Source organism: Terriglobia bacterium, assembly GCA_020072845.1.
GTDB lineage: Bacteria > Acidobacteriota > Terriglobia > Terriglobales > Acidobacteriaceae > JAIQGF01.
Window position 1 is genome coordinate 143,137 of record JAIQGF010000006.1, and the last position, 13,675, is coordinate 156,811.

A 13,675-nucleotide genomic window follows, 5' to 3' on the forward strand; every position below is an offset into this window, starting at 1 on the left:
CCACGGGAGTGCGCAGACGGAAAAAATTCATGGCGGGCCAGGAACACACCGCCGGCGAAGCATGAATCCGAAAAGAAGCAGTCGTCGAAAAAAAAGGGCAGCCGGCGCGACCGCCGGCGTGCCCCAAGTTTGCAATGCAAGGAACTCTAGATCGTCGCTCCTAACGGTTTTTTCCCTGCACGAGCGGCTGCGCTTGCCGCGTCAGCTTCCTCCAAACGTTGCAGCTCCTGTCCTTTGAGGAAGGTCTTTTTGGCGACCGGTTTCAGCCAGAACAGCGCCAGCAAAGCTGCCAGTACGTCGCAGCAGACCATGGCGTAGAAAACCTGGATCCACGACCCGGTCTTGACACTGGCCATCGCGGCCACCGGTCCGGCAAAGATGGAGGCCAGACCTTTGGACGTGTAGACAATGCCATAGTTGGTTGTGGCCCATTTCTTGCCGAACAGGTCACCGGTGATGGAGGGGAAGAGCGAGAAGATCTCGCCCCAGGCGAAGAAGCACAAGCCCGACAGCAGGATGAACCACACCGGCCTGCTGATGGTATGCAGCAGGGCGAAGACTGCGGCCGCTTCGCACATGAACGCGATGAACATGGTGTTCTCACGTCCAATGTGGTCGGACACCCAGCCCCAGAACGGCCGGGTGATGCCGTTCAGGATGCGGTCCACTTCGATGGCGATCACCAGCGCCGACATGCCCCACCAGAGGATGACCTTGTCAACGCCGTAATGCCGTGCGATGGGAGCGATCTGGGCGGTGACCACCAGGCCGCCGAAAGCGACCAGCGTCATCATGATGTAGATCACGTAGAACGCCGGGGTTTTCAGCATTTGCCAGTGGGTCATGTCGTAGGTGGAGGTACGCACCTTGACTTTGGCGAGTGCCTCCGCGACCGACCAGCCCTTCGGTACCCAGCCCTTCGGCGGGGCAACAATGAACATGGCGGCGATAATGACCACGGCGCCCTGGATGAAGCCCCAGGTGATGAACGTCTTCTGATAGCCGGAGTTCTTAATCATGGCTGCGATCGGCGCCACGGTGAGCGCGGTCCCGATGCCGTACGCGCCGGAGGTGAAGCCAGCGCAGAGGCCGCGGTGATCAGGGAACCACTTCAGCGAGTTGCCGATGGTTCCGCCGTATACGGCGCCGGCGCCGACGCCGCCCGCCACGTACCAGAAATAGAGCTGATGCAGGCTGTGCGCATACCCTGAGCCGATCCACCCAAGGCCGACCAGGATGCCGCCGATGGCGATGACCCGGCGCGGTCCGAGGCGATCGATGAGATAGCCTTCGAAGGGTACCAGCCAGGTTTCGGCGATGATGAATGCTGCGAATGCCACCTGGACGGCGGCCAGGGTTGCGTTCAGACTGGTTGTAAGAGGTTTGGTGAACAAGGTCCAGGCGTACTGAAGATTCGCGATAGCCATCATCGCGACCACGCCTGCGATCAATTGAACCCAGCGATTGACGACGCGGGGTTCGGTGGGAGTGGTTGCCACTGCAGTGGCCATACCGTACACCTCCGAAGGCATTAACTGCGCGGTCCCCGACGGTCCCGTTTAAGACAAGGCCACCCGCCGAAGCGGGTGGCCCTTGATTCTTACTGAGTGAGCTCGTTCCCGAGCGGAATGATTCCGGGTACAAGCCACTTGGTCCACATCTCGTCCACTTTGCTCTGGAAGAACTCGTAGTCTTCGTCGATGAAGTGGTTGAAACGGCCTTGCTTTTCCAGGTAATCCCTGACCGGGAGGCGCTTGAATTTGCCGTCGGCAATCTGTTTGGATTTGCCGTACAGCTTCACGACGCCTTTCTCGATCTCGTACAAGGGCCAGATGCCGGTGTTGACGGCCAGCTCGCCGAGTTCGTGCGCCTGGAGGGGATCGAAATCCCATCCCTTGGGGCACGGGTTGAGGCAATGCACGAACGTCGGTCCACCGATGCTGAGGGCGCGGCGGACGATGTTCATGGCCTGCAGCGCGTAGGACGTGGAAATGGTCGCTACGTAGCGGCAGGTGGGATGCCCGATGGCCAACAGGGGCGCGACATTCTTTTTCCAGCGGTGGTTCATGATGCGCCGCTTCTTCCCCGGGAAGCTGAACGAGGTGTTCGCGCCGTAGGGTGAAGTGCCGGAAATCTGAATGTCGGTGTTGGCGTACGACTCGTTGTCGTACATGAGGATGAGGAGGTTGTAATCCGGATGGGTCAGAGTCGCCGAGATGGCGGCCAGGCCCATATCCGCACCACCACCGTCGCCGCAGAAGGCGATGACGTTGATGGGCTCATCCTTCATTTTGCCCTTGCGCATCTGCGCCTTGAAAGCAGCAGCGGCGCCCAGGACGGCGGAGCCGGAGCTGCCCAGTTGGGTATGCATCCAGGGCACGCCCCAGGGCGTGGTGTAGTACGAGGTGTTGGCCACGTACATGCAGCCGGTGCTCCCCAGGACGATGGTCCTCGGGCCGGCGGCCTTGGCCAACAGCCGCATCATCTGAGCCGACTCGCAGCCTTGGCAGGTGCGGTGGCCGGATGTGTAATATTCGTTGTGGGGGACTTTCTTGACACCCTTGAAGCCCTCCAGGTTTTGGGTCGGTTTTTCGTCTACAAAGATAGCCATGTTGTCCTAATCCTTTCCGGCGCCAGGAACACGTCAGCGACGTGCTAGTCCCGCAGCCCGATCCATTGCGTCAGCGGTACGGTCTTGCCTGCCGCAGCCTCGAGCGTCTTGTCGGTCATCGTCTTGACGTCTTGCAACGTGACCTCGCGACCACCCAGCCCGCAGATAAAGCCCAGCACCGGCGGCTTGGGTCCCTTGCCCGGATACAGCGCGGTCCTGACTTCGGTGGCGACCACGCCGCTCAGGTAGGGCGAACCGAAGGAGAAGTCGCGATCGACAACGCCCACGGCCTTGAAACGGCTGAGGCACTTGGCCAGTTCCTCGGCCGGGAAGGGCCGGAACCAGCGCAGGCGAACAAAGCCGACCTTGATGCCTTTCTTGCGCAGATCGCGGATGGCGACGTGCATCGGCATCGACATGGTGCCCATGCCGAGCAGAACGACGTCCGCATCCTCGGTCATGAATTCCTCGAAGAACGGGTTGCCGTACTTGCGGCCAAAGATCTTCTCGAAGTCGGTATAGGCTTCGCGAATGACGTCCATGGAGCGCTCGGTGACGGCGTAGTTCTGCTTGCGGACTTCCATCACCCAGTCCTCGTTGACCTGAGGAGCGATGGAGATGATGTTGTCCGGGTGCATGAGCAGATCGCCGCGATCGTAGCGGGGCAGGAACTTCTTGACCTGCTCGCTCGAGGGAATCTTGATCAGCGACTGCGAGTGGGTGAGGAAGGCGCCGTCGCAACTGATGGCGCAGGGCACCATCATGCGCTTGTCTTCGGCCACGCGATAAGCGATGAGGGTGGTGTCGAGGCACTCCTGGCCGCTGTCCACCCAGGTCAAAAGCCAACCCAGGTCGCGGACGGCAAGAGCGTCATTGTGTTCGGTACCGAAAGCGCCGGGGTCATCCAGCGCGCGGTTGCCCACCATGGCGATCATCGGCACGCGCAGCGCCGGGGTGACCGTGAGGGCTTCCATGGCATACATCCAGCCCACACCGCTGCTGCCGCAGAAAACGCGGGCGCCGCAAATGGAGGCATGTTTGACGATTTCAAATTGTGAGTGTTCGCCTTCCGCCACGATGAACTCGCAGTCCATCTCGCCGTCAGCGTTGAGCTGGGTGATGAACTGCATGACCGTGTCGTAGGGGCGAATCGGATAAGCCGTGACTACGTCCACGTCAGCCAGCTTGCAGGCGATCGCCATGGCTTCGGAACCCGTAATCAGGGCTTCCTGTTCGACTTGTTTTTGTTCTGCCACTGCCATTGTTGCCATACGAATCTCCTTCTGAGCTAGCTTTGCTGGGCGATTTCCAGGGCCTTGGCTGCCTGGTCCTTGTACTGTCCCTTGAAACGGTAACCATGCGTACGCTGGGCCGGCGGAGCAGCCACCAGCTTGTGCAACGAAGCTTTGTAGGCGGCCTTGTCCTTGCGGAAGGCTTCCCACTGGCTGGCGCTATCGGCGAACGCGGTTTCCGGAACCATGCGGATGCAGTCGGGCACCGGGCAAACCGCTTCGCAAATGCCGCAACCGCAGCATGCGTCGAGGTTCGCGTCGTAGGTGCCGTCGGGCGTGACATCGAACGACCCATCCGGGCAGTTCAGCCAGCACAACGTGCACTTGGTGCAGGTCTCGAAGTTGACGACCGGGCGCAGGGTGCGGGTGGTCGCCTTCTTCAGCTTGTCATTGCGGACTGGCCGGAAGCCGCCCGCCTGCTGGGTGACCGGATCGGGATAGGGACCACCCTGCCCCTGGCCCGGGATGGAGACGCCTAGGCGCATAGCGGAAGAACCGATCAGATCGAAGTGCTGCAATTTTTCCTTACTGCCGGTTCCCGGCTTGACCTGAACGGTGGAGAACTTGTCGAACGCGGTGCGGGCCGAGGTGACCTTCAACGTGTTCTTGAGCTTCTCGCTGATGAATTTCTCCAGCGACGAGAACTTCATCAGTTCCGGCTGCGCCTTGGCGATGGCGCCCAGGATGCGAACGTCCGTGTGATCGTCCTTGAAGACCCACATGCCGGAGAAGCTGGTAACGCCGCGGACGACGCCAAGCTTGTAGGGGTTATCGGTGGTGTGGAGCGCCTTGAGCAGCGTAGTGGGCTGCTCCAGGGAGGTGACGATCAGGGTCGCGCCCGGCTTCAGGTGCTCGGTCACGGTCTGCACACCGTACCAGCCCCAGGACTCGAGCCCTTTGCAGAGCGTGTCGTCCAGGACAACGGTGACGTCGGTTTGTTTGGGCTCGTACTGAGCCATTCCCTTTTCCAGGGTCTCATCGTCGGTGGCGACGATGGCAAAGCTCTTGGCGGGAATGCCGTTCCGCTCCGGGCTGTCCCCGTAACGGCCAAAGGAAAGCCCTGGTTTGCCCTCGTTGTGGGCGGCCAGGACGATTCCACGGCAGATGTTCTTCGCCAGAGTCTTTTGGAAGACCCCACGGTAGATAATTTCGATCGCAAATAGCTGGCCCATCTGGCGACCTCCATTCGTTTATTGCTGTTTGAGTACGAGTTGCGTGACTGCTTCCAGGTGCCGGCGCATGGCGGCTTCGGCCGCCTTGGCGTCTCCCCGGGACAGTGCCGTAAAAATGCGTTGGTGGCCCTCGAAGGACTTTTGCGGACGGCCTTCGACCTGCATGTTGCGTTCCCGGCTTTCCCGGAGCAGATCCATCAAAACGTCGATCACGTGCAACAACACGGAGTTGTTGGCCGCCATGGCGATGGTGTAATGGAACTCCGAGTCTTCTTCCATGGCCGGCTCGCCCCGCGTCACCTTCTCGCCGTGGCGGCGCAGGATCTCTTCCATGCGAGCCAACTGTTCGGGGGTGATGTGCCGGGCGGCGCGCGCCGCGATGGGCGGCTCGATGATCGTACGGACCTCGAGCAGCTCGACAATGTGCTTGCGTTTGCTCATCAGGGCGGAGAACAGGGGGTTGACCATCGCATCCGGGGATGCATCACGAACGATGGTGCCGGCGCCCTGACGCGGCTCCACCAGCCCCATCAATTCCAACCTGCGCATGGCATCCCGGATGGAACTGCGGCTGACTTTGCACGATTGCGCCAGATCCCTTTCCGAAGGGAGCTTGTCACCGGGCTTCAGTTCCTGGCGGATGAACTGTTCGAGCTTCCGCGCGACCTGGTCGTAGACCTTGTCCTTGCGGACCTCGAAGGGCGGTTTGAGGGTGCTGGCCAAAGGGTTTAGGCAAGTGGTCTGATAACCCGACCACTTGCAAAGTCTACGCACGCCGGAAAATCGCGCAGTGACTGCCATCACCTAGCACTGTGACCAGTACGGAAACGGGAAGCGAAACGGGCGCGGAATCAGCCCATAACCAGTTGCACGCGGCGCCGCGCGGCCGCGGCGCTGACGGTACGCAAGGCGGAGGCAATGTCGTTGGCAACCTTATAGCTGGACAACTTGACGCCGCGCTGTCCGAAGGCGAGAAAGCGCAATTCGTCGCGGGGCGTGACCGAGGCGGGCACCAGCTCGCGGGCGGCGTGGCGCAGATCGTCCTCGGAAATCGGCCGGCGGGCTTTGCGGGCGCGGCGCGCGGCTTCGTCCACCAGCAGCTTGAGATCGCTGGCGGAATACCCGGGCAAGGTATCGGCCAGCGCCACGACATCAATGCCCTCGCATTGCCGGCGGCCATAAAGATGGAAGCGCAACATGGCGGCGCGCGCGGGGGCGTCGGGCGCGGGCACATAGATGAGCTTGTCGAGACGGCCGGTGCGGATGACGGCGGGGTCGATCTTCCACGGCTCGTTGGTGGCCGCGATCAGGACGATGCGGCGTTGCGCGCACGATTCCAGTTGCTTGAGAAACTCGCTGACTTCTTCCGAGGTATGGTGCTGATGGGCGCCCAGCGAGCGCCGCGCCGGCACCATGGATTCGAACTCGTCGACAAACAGCAGGGCAGGAGCGTGATCGGAGGCGGTATCGAAGGTTTCGCGGATCTTCAGGGTGGTCTCGTGAATGAAAGTGCTGCCGATCTCGGAGGGAAAGACTTCCTTGAAGAAAAAGTTGAGTTCCTCGGCAAGCTGGCGCGCGATGTAGGTCTTGCCGCAGCCCGGCGGACCGAACAGGAGAATGCCGTTGGGAATGGTGAGGCCGTAGGCTTGCAGGTCTTCGGGTTCGCGCAGCGCGGAGACGACTTCGTCGTAGAGCAGCGCCTTGAGATCGTCCATGCCCGCCACCTTGGCGAGGCCGCGCTGGGTGGGATCGGGAACGACGTCCGGTTTCGGCGCGCTGTGTTGCGTTGGCGGCGTGGTTTCGTGCTCCGTCTCGTCAGGGGACGCTCCGGCACGAGCACGGGCGGCGAGTTCGTCGGGTTGAATATCCTCACGTGCGGACCAGCGCTGGGCAAAGATCGGCATCGGGCCCATCACTTCTTCCGCGCACAGGTTGCAGAACGTGTCGTTGGGCGGCTCACATTCCCACGCATCGTGCCGGAACGGCATGCCGCATTTCGAGCAGGTGTGCTGGTGCACTGAAGCGTCGGAGCTTCCCCCCGCCGTGCCGGCCGATATGCCGTCCGGATTCACGCTGGCCACCGGGAACTTGAGGCGCGTGTAGGCCTGCTCGATGCGAATGCGATCGCGTTCCGAAAGCACGCCGTTGACGAGGGCGGCAAATTTCTCGGCCGCCGCGCGCGCAATGTAACCCCAGGTTTCCTGGAGCAGCGGCTGGATGGCGTCGCCGAGAAGGGCCTTGAGCGAGGCCGTCCATGGCTCGAACAATCGCTCTCCCGACTCGTAGTGGAATCCGCCGACTTCCACCAGGTCGGGCAGCCAGGAATAATCGGCGACGGCGCGGCGCCGCAACCGGACCCGGATCGCTTCCAGCGCGCGCTCGTAGCGGTCGCGGGTAAAGAAGATGTTGCCGGAGCCGGCCGTCCCAGCGGCTTCAGATCGCGGGATTCGAGCCATGAACCTCCCTCTATCGCACTTCGCTGCGATTGTCTGTGACGCGTGCTTCTGGGCCCTGTGTCAAGGCGGCTGCCAATGGCGGAATTGGGGAACTGCGGAATTGCAGATACCAAATTCCGGCAATTCTTCCAGCGTGGACGTGCTGCATCAGGGCACCTCGGTGGCGTCGCGCGTGATGCCCGCCATCGGATTGGCCGGGCCACAGCCCTTGCCGATGGCCAGCCCGTTGCGGATCGCGGAGGTGATGAACTCCTTCGCCGCGGCGACGCTTTCGCGCACGCCTCGCCCGTGCGCCAGGTTGGCCGCGATCGCCGACGCGAAAATACAGCCTGTGCCGTGGGTGTGCTTGCTGGGGAAGCGGTCGGCGCGGAATTCGGTGAACTCCTTGCCGTCATAGAGCACGTCGGCGGCGACACCCGCTAGGTGCCCCCCCTTGACCACTACGTTCTCCGGCCCCAGGTCGCGAATGGCGCGCGCCGCTTCCTTCATTCCGGCCAGGTCGTGAATCTGACGCCCTACGATCGCCCCCGCCTCATGGAGGTTGGGCGTGGCCACCATCGCGAGCGGCAACATTTTCGCCTTTAACGCCGCCACCGCTTCCGGCTTCAGCAAATGCGCCCCGCTCTTCGCGATCATCACCGGATCCACCACCACGCGGCGCAGCTTGTGGCGCGCGATGCCGGCGGCCACCGCCTCAATGATGGGCACATTCGCCAGCATGCCGGTTTTCACCGCATCGCAGCCGACGTCGTTGACGCAGGCATCAATCTGCAAGGCAACGAATTCCGGCGCAACCTCCACGATCCCGAGCACGCCGGTGGTGTTCTGCGCGGTCAGTGCGGTGATGGCGGTCATGCCGAAGGCGCCGAGCGCGGACACGGTCTTCAGATCCGCCTGGATGCCGGCGCCGCCGCTGGAATCCGAACCGGCAATGATCAACACGCGCGGGATGCTTACACGGGCCATCGCTCTTGTTTCCATGCCATCTCCCAAAACTGCCACTCGTAGCGGCTGCTGGTCAGGAAAATCTCTTCCAAGTGAGCCCATTGGCGCTCGGGCAAGCCGGCGGCCACCTCGTCGAGCAGCTCGCGACACCAGCGCGCCAGCTCGGCAAACTCCGGCGACGCGTACATCGCGATCCACTTCGCGTAGCGCTGGTCGGCGGGCGTGGGCAGCTTCGCCAGCCGCAATCCGATCTCGCTGAAGCCCCACATGCACGGCACTAGGGCTGCGACCAGTTCGGCGTAGTCGCCGGTGGAGGCAACGCGCAGCAGGAAATCCGCGTAGGCGCGCGTGGAGGGCGCTGGAATCTCGTGCTCGAGTTCGGTGGTGCTGATGCCGAACTCGGCGGCGTAGGCACGGTGCAGGCGCATCTCGGTGTTGACGGTCTCGCTCAGCAGCGTGGCGAATTTCGCGATCGTTCTCAGCTCCGGACTGCGCGCCGCCGCCAGCGCCACCACGCGCGCGTACTCGATCAGAAAAACATAATCCTGGCGCACCCAGAACTTGAAACGCTCCAGGTCGAGCGTGCCCTCGCCGATGCCGCGCACGAACGGATGCCGGTGCTGTGCGTCCCACAGGGGCGCGACCGTTCGGCGCAAGCGCTCGGTAAGTTTTTCCGCCATGTCCTTCTCTGACTTGTACCACTCTGGAAATGTGGCTGCAACGGCGGGCGCAGCCCAGACGTGTTGAACGGTTCCAGTGCGGGACTACAATCGTCCTCGCCCAATGACAACCATGAACGACCTCGCAAACCGAGCTGCGGACATCATGACCAGGGTGCGCTCCCACAAGCCCCTGGTCCACCAAATCACGAATCTGGTGGTGATGAACGAAACCGCCAACATTACGCTGTGCGCCGGCGCATTGCCGGTGATGGCGCATGCCCGCCAGGAGGTGGACGAAATGGCGGGCGCGGCGCACGCGCTGGTGCTCAACCTGGGGACACTGTGGGCGGAGCAGGTGGATTCCATGCTGCTGGCGGGCCGGCGCGCGAATCTGCGCGGCATCCCCATCGTGCTCGACCCGGTGGGCGCCGGTGCGACGCGCTTTCGCACCGAGAGCGCGCTCCGCCTGCTGGAACAGCTTTCCGTTTCCATCGTTCGCGGCAACCTGGCGGAGGTCGCCACGCTGGCGGGAGACCAGGCCAGCATCAGCGGAGTTGAGTCGGTGGGCGCCGCGGGCGATCGCGCCGAGGTCGCCGCCGCCTGCGCGCGCAAATTCGGTTGCGTCGCCGCCATTACCGGAGGCACCGACATGGTGAGTGACGGCACCCGCGTGGCACGCGTCTCGAACGGCCACGAGCTGATGAGCCGGGTGACCGGCACGGGCTGTATGTCCACGGCGGTGACGGCGGCCTATGCGGCGGTCGAGGGAGATTGGCTGCTGGCGGCGGCTTCGGCGCTCAGCGCCTTCGGACTGGCCGGTGAAATCGCCGCCCAGGGGTCGCCCGGCCCCGGCACGTTCCACGTCCGGCTTTACGATGCCCTGGCGCAATTGACCCCGGAGGCACTGCGCGCGGGGGCGCGCATCGAGGTCGCGGCATGAAGGTGGATCTGCGGGTGTACGTCATCACCACGACGCTGCCGCACCTGGGCCGCGATCACCTCGCGATTGCCGAAGCTGTGGTGCGCGGCGGCGCCACCGTCCTGCAGTTCCGCGACAAAACGATGCCCGACGCCGAGTTTGCCGCCACCGCCTCGCGCCTCCTGTCCATCGCCCGAAAAAGCGGCGTTCCGCTGATAGTGAATGACCGGGTTGAAATCGCCGCTGCCATCGGCGCCGACGGTGTGCACGTCGGCCGCGGCGATGCCGCGGTGCGCGACATCCGGCGTTCGCTGCCGCGGGGCATGATTGTCGGGGCTTCCGCCACCTGCTACGACGAGGCTCTCGCCGCCTGCGAGGCCGGCGCCGACTACCTGGGAGTCGGCCCCATCTTCTCCACCGCCAGCAAAGCCGACGCCGCGCCGCCCCTGGGCCTGGGCGAACTGGCCCGTATCTGCGGCGACGTGAAGCTGCCCGTGGTCGCCATTGGCGGCATCCATGTTGGAAACTTGAGGAGCATCGTGGAAGCGGGTGCGGCGGGGGCGGCGGTGATCGCCGCGGTCGCCGAAGCTGCCGATGTCGCGGCTGCAACCGCGGAACTTAGAATCGCGTGGGACGCGTTGTTTATGATTCCCAGCAGTGTAAAATCCTGATTCGCTGGACGGGGGTGATGCCGTGGCCAATGCAAGCCCAGTACTGCTGATGGAAACCGAACGCCAACCCGACAAAATCATTGTGCATTGCACCGGAAAAGTGAACCTGCAGTCCTGGACGCAATTCTCGAGGACGGTGCGCGGCTTGCTTGCCGAACACAAACCGATCCGGGTGGACCTGGCCAATGTGCTCCAGGTGGACAGCACCGGCATCGGCGCATTTGTCAGCGTATGGGCATCGGCGAAGGGCGGCGGCGGCGACCTGAAATTCATCAACCCGAACAAGCGCGTTCAGGACGTGGTCGAGATCACGAAGTTGCACGACATGTTTGAAAACTCTGCGGCGGGCGCGCAGTCGTAGGAATTGACGCAAGGAACGCGGCGCTACTGCGGAGGACGCGCGGCAGTATCGGCCGGCGGAGCAGGCGTGGCGGCGGGCACTTCGACATCGTCCCAAACCCCTTCGTCGCCCCCGGTGAGGTTGGCCTTCGTGCTGGCTTGCGGCGCCGACGGGCGATCCCCCTCTGGCGCAGGAGCGGGCGCCACGGCCTCCGTATCCAAGGAAGGTTTCACCGTCAACTGAATGCTCTGCACCGCGCCTGGCTTGTTGGCGGCGCCGGCAATCACGTAATTGAAATGGGTTGCCTCCAGCAGCGCGGCGACCACCTGCACCGCGGGCCCGGGGCCAAGCTCCACGACAATGCGCTCGTTCATATCGGCGGGAGCGTCAATGGTGGCGCCGGTGCGCTGGTGCAACTGGGCCAGAATGTCACTCAGCGGCGCGTTCTGGGCCGAGATGGATAGCAAACCGTCTTCATAGGTAACGTGGAGCGGTGCGGCCGGCGGCGGAGCGGGCACAGCCGCAACGGGCTTGGGCTTTGCCTTTCGCACCTGGTGGCTGCGGGGAGGGTCATGCGAGACAGCCCGCGGCGCCAGAGCCACCGCCGTCGTACTGGCGCAGGCCAAGAGAACGAACACCGCGAGCGCTCTGCTCCCGATTTTCACACCAATTGCTATTGTATCGGGGAAAAAGGGCGGAATCCATGCGTTGCCGCAGGATTCCGCCCATCGAACATTAACCGCAATCAGTGATCGTGATCACCACCGTCGTGGTGGCCGTCGTGGTGGCCGTCGTCATCATCGCCTTCCACGATGTCGCGGGCGTCGCCGGTGAGTTTCAAGATGTCCGCTCCACCGCCCACGCGGTCGACGATATAGATCAGACCCCGGTCGTCGACCTCCGCATTGTCGGTGGAAACGTCCAAGAAACTCTGGGGTACGCCATTGATGGTCACGGCCGTTGGGATCGTATTTGGCGTGACATTCGGAATGAAGTACGCCACGTTCTTCGGGCGATACGGATTGCGGATATCAAAGACCCGCAAACCACCATCAAAGTACGCGATGAACAGCAGTTTGCCGTAGTACGGCGCGTAGAACGACTCGTTGGTCGAGTGCGTGCCAAAGCGCGTGCCGCGGGTGCAGAAGTCAGGGCGAGCCGAGTCGTCATGAACCTGCATGGTCGAGATCACCATGGGGTGATTTTCTCCCGCCGAGGCTCCCCCCGCTCCGACCGCCCTGGTTGCGTCGACCAGGTAACCGAAGTGAGGCGCTCCTATGCAGTGGTTGTCGACTTCCTCCGAGATGAGCGCAACCAAATCACGAGTCGAACTGCTGGTGAATCCCTGGTAATGCTTCAACTTCATGCCAAAGATGGGGAACGAGGTGTGGGCACCCTCGCTGGGCGTCATATCCATCGAGCCAACGACGAGCGAACGCAGATCGTCGTCGGTCGGATTTGTCGGCCGTAATCCATTCCAGGTGCCACCAAAGGTGGGAGGAAGAACCTTCAGCCGGTCGACGATCTGGAACACGCCATTGGATGACGTGCCGTAGGGGATGTAAATCCGGTTTACCGCCTCGCCGGTGATCGGATTGTTCTTGATCGAGATCGGCCCGTGAACGCCGGAGGTCGCGGTCGTGACCGACGAACCGGGATTCTGGCCGACCAAGCCGATATCGCGGATGTAGACGGGATTGGAGGGGTCTCTGAGATCGTAGATCTTGATGTGCTGATTGGTGGTCCAGCCGTCGGGGCTGGCGGATGCCGCGCCGGCACCCGCAACAATAAACGCGAGCCCGGTATCGCACTCCCACCAGTTCTTGTGGGTGTTGGTGAACAAGGCGGTGGAACTTTGCTGGATGACGGAAAGCCGCGTCGCGCTGGCGGGATTGGTGACGTCCCAGACCTCGTGAGTGTTGCTGGTATTGCGCAGCATGTAATAGGAGCTAGCCGAACCGATGACACCGCCGTCACAGACGCGAACCATCTGCGACCCGTTGGACGGGATGAAGTTCACTTGCTGCGGTTCGTCCGGATCGGTGACGTCAACGATCGTGGTGCCGCCATTCGGCAACCCGGCCTTGGTGGTGCCGCCGAAGTGACCGACGAAGAGATACACGCGCCCGTTGATGGTGTGGAGCGTCGGCTGATACGCCGTGCGGCCCTGCAAATCAGCATGTCCGATGCGCCGCATGTTGTAGCTGACCGGAAAAGCGTCGTTCGGCTGAGTCGCGAGTGCGGCCAAGCTGAAAGTAAACAATCCGAGCGCCACGATAGCCCCTGCGAGGTGGCGTGTAACACTTCTCCTGCTGCGCTGCTGCGTCATAACGGATTTTCCTTTCTCGAGAAAAAGTTGTATTGGCCCGGTAGTCGCAAGAGGCGAAAGACATATCGCGCTGCGCTCGGTTGTTGGTTGGGTGGTGGATGGTTGGAACGAAGAAAGTCGCATCGCTGCCCTCTCCTTTGAGCTAGCTGTTGACCGTAGGGACTTTGGGCCGGCTTACTTTATTGGAATGGACGAACGCGGCAGACAACCAGTCCTGCGCCAACCCCCACTGGTTGCCGCAGGTGACAAAAAAAACGCGAGCGGCAATTTAAGCCCGG

13 protein-coding genes are annotated in these 13,675 nt (G+C 62.7%); 3 read left to right on the forward strand and 10 right to left on the reverse strand.

Going from position 1 to position 13,675, the window contains the following annotated elements:
• Window positions 1–146: 146 nt before the first annotated feature.
• From oxlT to tenA, 8 genes are all read right to left on the reverse strand, one after another.
• A complete protein-coding gene (gene oxlT, locus LAN70_06180) occupies window positions 147–1,511 on the reverse strand; it encodes an oxalate/formate MFS antiporter (protein MBZ5510744.1) in 1,365 nt (454 codons plus the stop codon).
• An 89-nt stretch (window positions 1,512–1,600) separates the two neighbouring features.
• Complete coding sequence (locus LAN70_06185) at window positions 1,601–2,611, reverse strand: pyruvate synthase (protein MBZ5510745.1); 1,011 nt, start codon at window positions 2,609–2,611, stop codon at window positions 1,601–1,603.
• A 44-nt stretch (window positions 2,612–2,655) separates the two neighbouring features.
• Window positions 2,656–3,873, reverse strand: coding sequence for a pyruvate ferredoxin oxidoreductase (locus LAN70_06190; GenBank protein MBZ5510746.1), 1,218 nt, complete (start codon window positions 3,871–3,873; stop codon window positions 2,656–2,658).
• 26 nt (window positions 3,874–3,899) lie between these two features.
• Window positions 3,900–5,075 carry a (4Fe-4S)-binding protein gene (locus tag LAN70_06195; GenBank protein ID MBZ5510747.1) on the reverse strand — a complete coding sequence of 392 codons (1,176 nt, stop codon included), beginning with the start codon at window positions 5,073–5,075 and terminating at the stop codon, window positions 3,900–3,902.
• 18 nt (window positions 5,076–5,093) lie between these two features.
• Window positions 5,094–5,798 (reverse strand): FadR family transcriptional regulator, encoded by a 705-nt coding sequence (locus LAN70_06200; protein ID MBZ5510748.1) that lies wholly within the window; start codon window positions 5,796–5,798, stop codon window positions 5,094–5,096.
• Between the two features lie 128 nt (window positions 5,799–5,926).
• Window positions 5,927–7,531 carry an ATP-binding protein gene (locus tag LAN70_06205; GenBank protein MBZ5510749.1) on the reverse strand — a complete coding sequence of 535 codons (1,605 nt, stop codon included), beginning with the start codon at window positions 7,529–7,531 and terminating at the stop codon, window positions 5,927–5,929.
• 147 nt (window positions 7,532–7,678) lie between these two features.
• A complete protein-coding gene (thiD, locus tag LAN70_06210) occupies window positions 7,679–8,482 on the reverse strand; it encodes a bifunctional hydroxymethylpyrimidine kinase/phosphomethylpyrimidine kinase (protein ID MBZ5510750.1) in 804 nt (267 codons plus the stop codon).
• A 2-nt stretch (window positions 8,483–8,484) separates the two neighbouring features.
• Window positions 8,485–9,156 carry a thiaminase II gene (tenA, locus tag LAN70_06215; GenBank protein MBZ5510751.1) on the reverse strand — a complete coding sequence of 224 codons (672 nt, stop codon included), beginning with the start codon at window positions 9,154–9,156 and terminating at the stop codon, window positions 8,485–8,487.
• Between the two features lie 112 nt (window positions 9,157–9,268).
• Here tenA and thiM point away from each other — a divergent pair, with 112 nt between their 5' ends.
• From thiM to LAN70_06230, 3 genes are read left to right on the forward strand one after another with little or no spacing between them, the layout of a single operon-like run.
• Window positions 9,269–10,078 carry a hydroxyethylthiazole kinase gene (thiM, locus tag LAN70_06220; protein MBZ5510752.1) on the forward strand — a complete coding sequence of 270 codons (810 nt, stop codon included), beginning with the start codon at window positions 9,269–9,271 and terminating at the stop codon, window positions 10,076–10,078.
• On the forward strand, window positions 10,075–10,728 hold the full coding sequence (thiE, locus tag LAN70_06225; GenBank protein ID MBZ5510753.1) for a thiamine phosphate synthase: 654 nt from the start codon (window positions 10,075–10,077) through the stop codon (window positions 10,726–10,728). The genes thiM and thiE overlap by 4 nt, the downstream gene beginning before the upstream one ends.
• A gap of 22 nt (window positions 10,729–10,750) precedes the next feature.
• Window positions 10,751–11,089 (forward strand): STAS domain-containing protein, encoded by a 339-nt coding sequence (locus LAN70_06230; GenBank protein ID MBZ5510754.1) that lies wholly within the window; start codon window positions 10,751–10,753, stop codon window positions 11,087–11,089.
• A 23-nt stretch (window positions 11,090–11,112) separates the two neighbouring features.
• On the opposite strand, the gene LAN70_06235 is transcribed toward LAN70_06230, so the two are convergent.
• Both LAN70_06235 and LAN70_06240 read right to left on the reverse strand, forming a co-directional pair.
• Window positions 11,113–11,706 (reverse strand): hypothetical protein, encoded by a 594-nt coding sequence (locus tag LAN70_06235; protein MBZ5510755.1) that lies wholly within the window; start codon window positions 11,704–11,706, stop codon window positions 11,113–11,115.
• A gap of 107 nt (window positions 11,707–11,813) precedes the next feature.
• A complete protein-coding gene (locus LAN70_06240; GenBank protein ID MBZ5510756.1) occupies window positions 11,814–13,397 on the reverse strand; it encodes a hypothetical protein in 1,584 nt (527 codons plus the stop codon).
• Between the last annotated feature and the right edge of the window lie 278 nt (window positions 13,398–13,675).

Bases quoted from the DNA above. Each gene is read 5' to 3' on its own strand.
- oxlT (MBZ5510744.1), bottom strand. From the start codon at position 1,511: ATGGCCACTGCAGTGGCAACCACTCCCACCGAACCCCGCGTCGTCAAT.
- LAN70_06185 (MBZ5510745.1), bottom strand. From the start codon at position 2,611: ATGGCTATCTTTGTAGACGAAAAACCGACCCAAAACCTGGAGGGCTTC.
- LAN70_06190 (MBZ5510746.1), bottom strand. From the start codon at position 3,873: ATGGCAGTGGCAGAACAAAAACAAGTCGAACAGGAAGCCCTGATTACG.
- LAN70_06195 (MBZ5510747.1), bottom strand. From the start codon at position 5,075: ATGGGCCAGCTATTTGCGATCGAAATTATCTACCGTGGGGTCTTCCAA.
- LAN70_06205 (MBZ5510749.1), bottom strand. From the start codon at position 7,531: ATGGCTCGAATCCCGCGATCTGAAGCCGCTGGGACGGCCGGCTCCGGC.
- tenA (MBZ5510751.1), bottom strand. From the start codon at position 9,156: ATGGCGGAAAAACTTACCGAGCGCTTGCGCCGAACGGTCGCGCCCCTG.
- thiM (MBZ5510752.1), top strand. From the start codon at position 9,269: ATGAACGACCTCGCAAACCGAGCTGCGGACATCATGACCAGGGTGCGC.
- thiE (MBZ5510753.1), top strand. From the start codon at position 10,075: ATGAAGGTGGATCTGCGGGTGTACGTCATCACCACGACGCTGCCGCAC.
- LAN70_06240 (MBZ5510756.1), bottom strand. From the start codon at position 13,397: ATGACGCAGCAGCGCAGCAGGAGAAGTGTTACACGCCACCTCGCAGGG.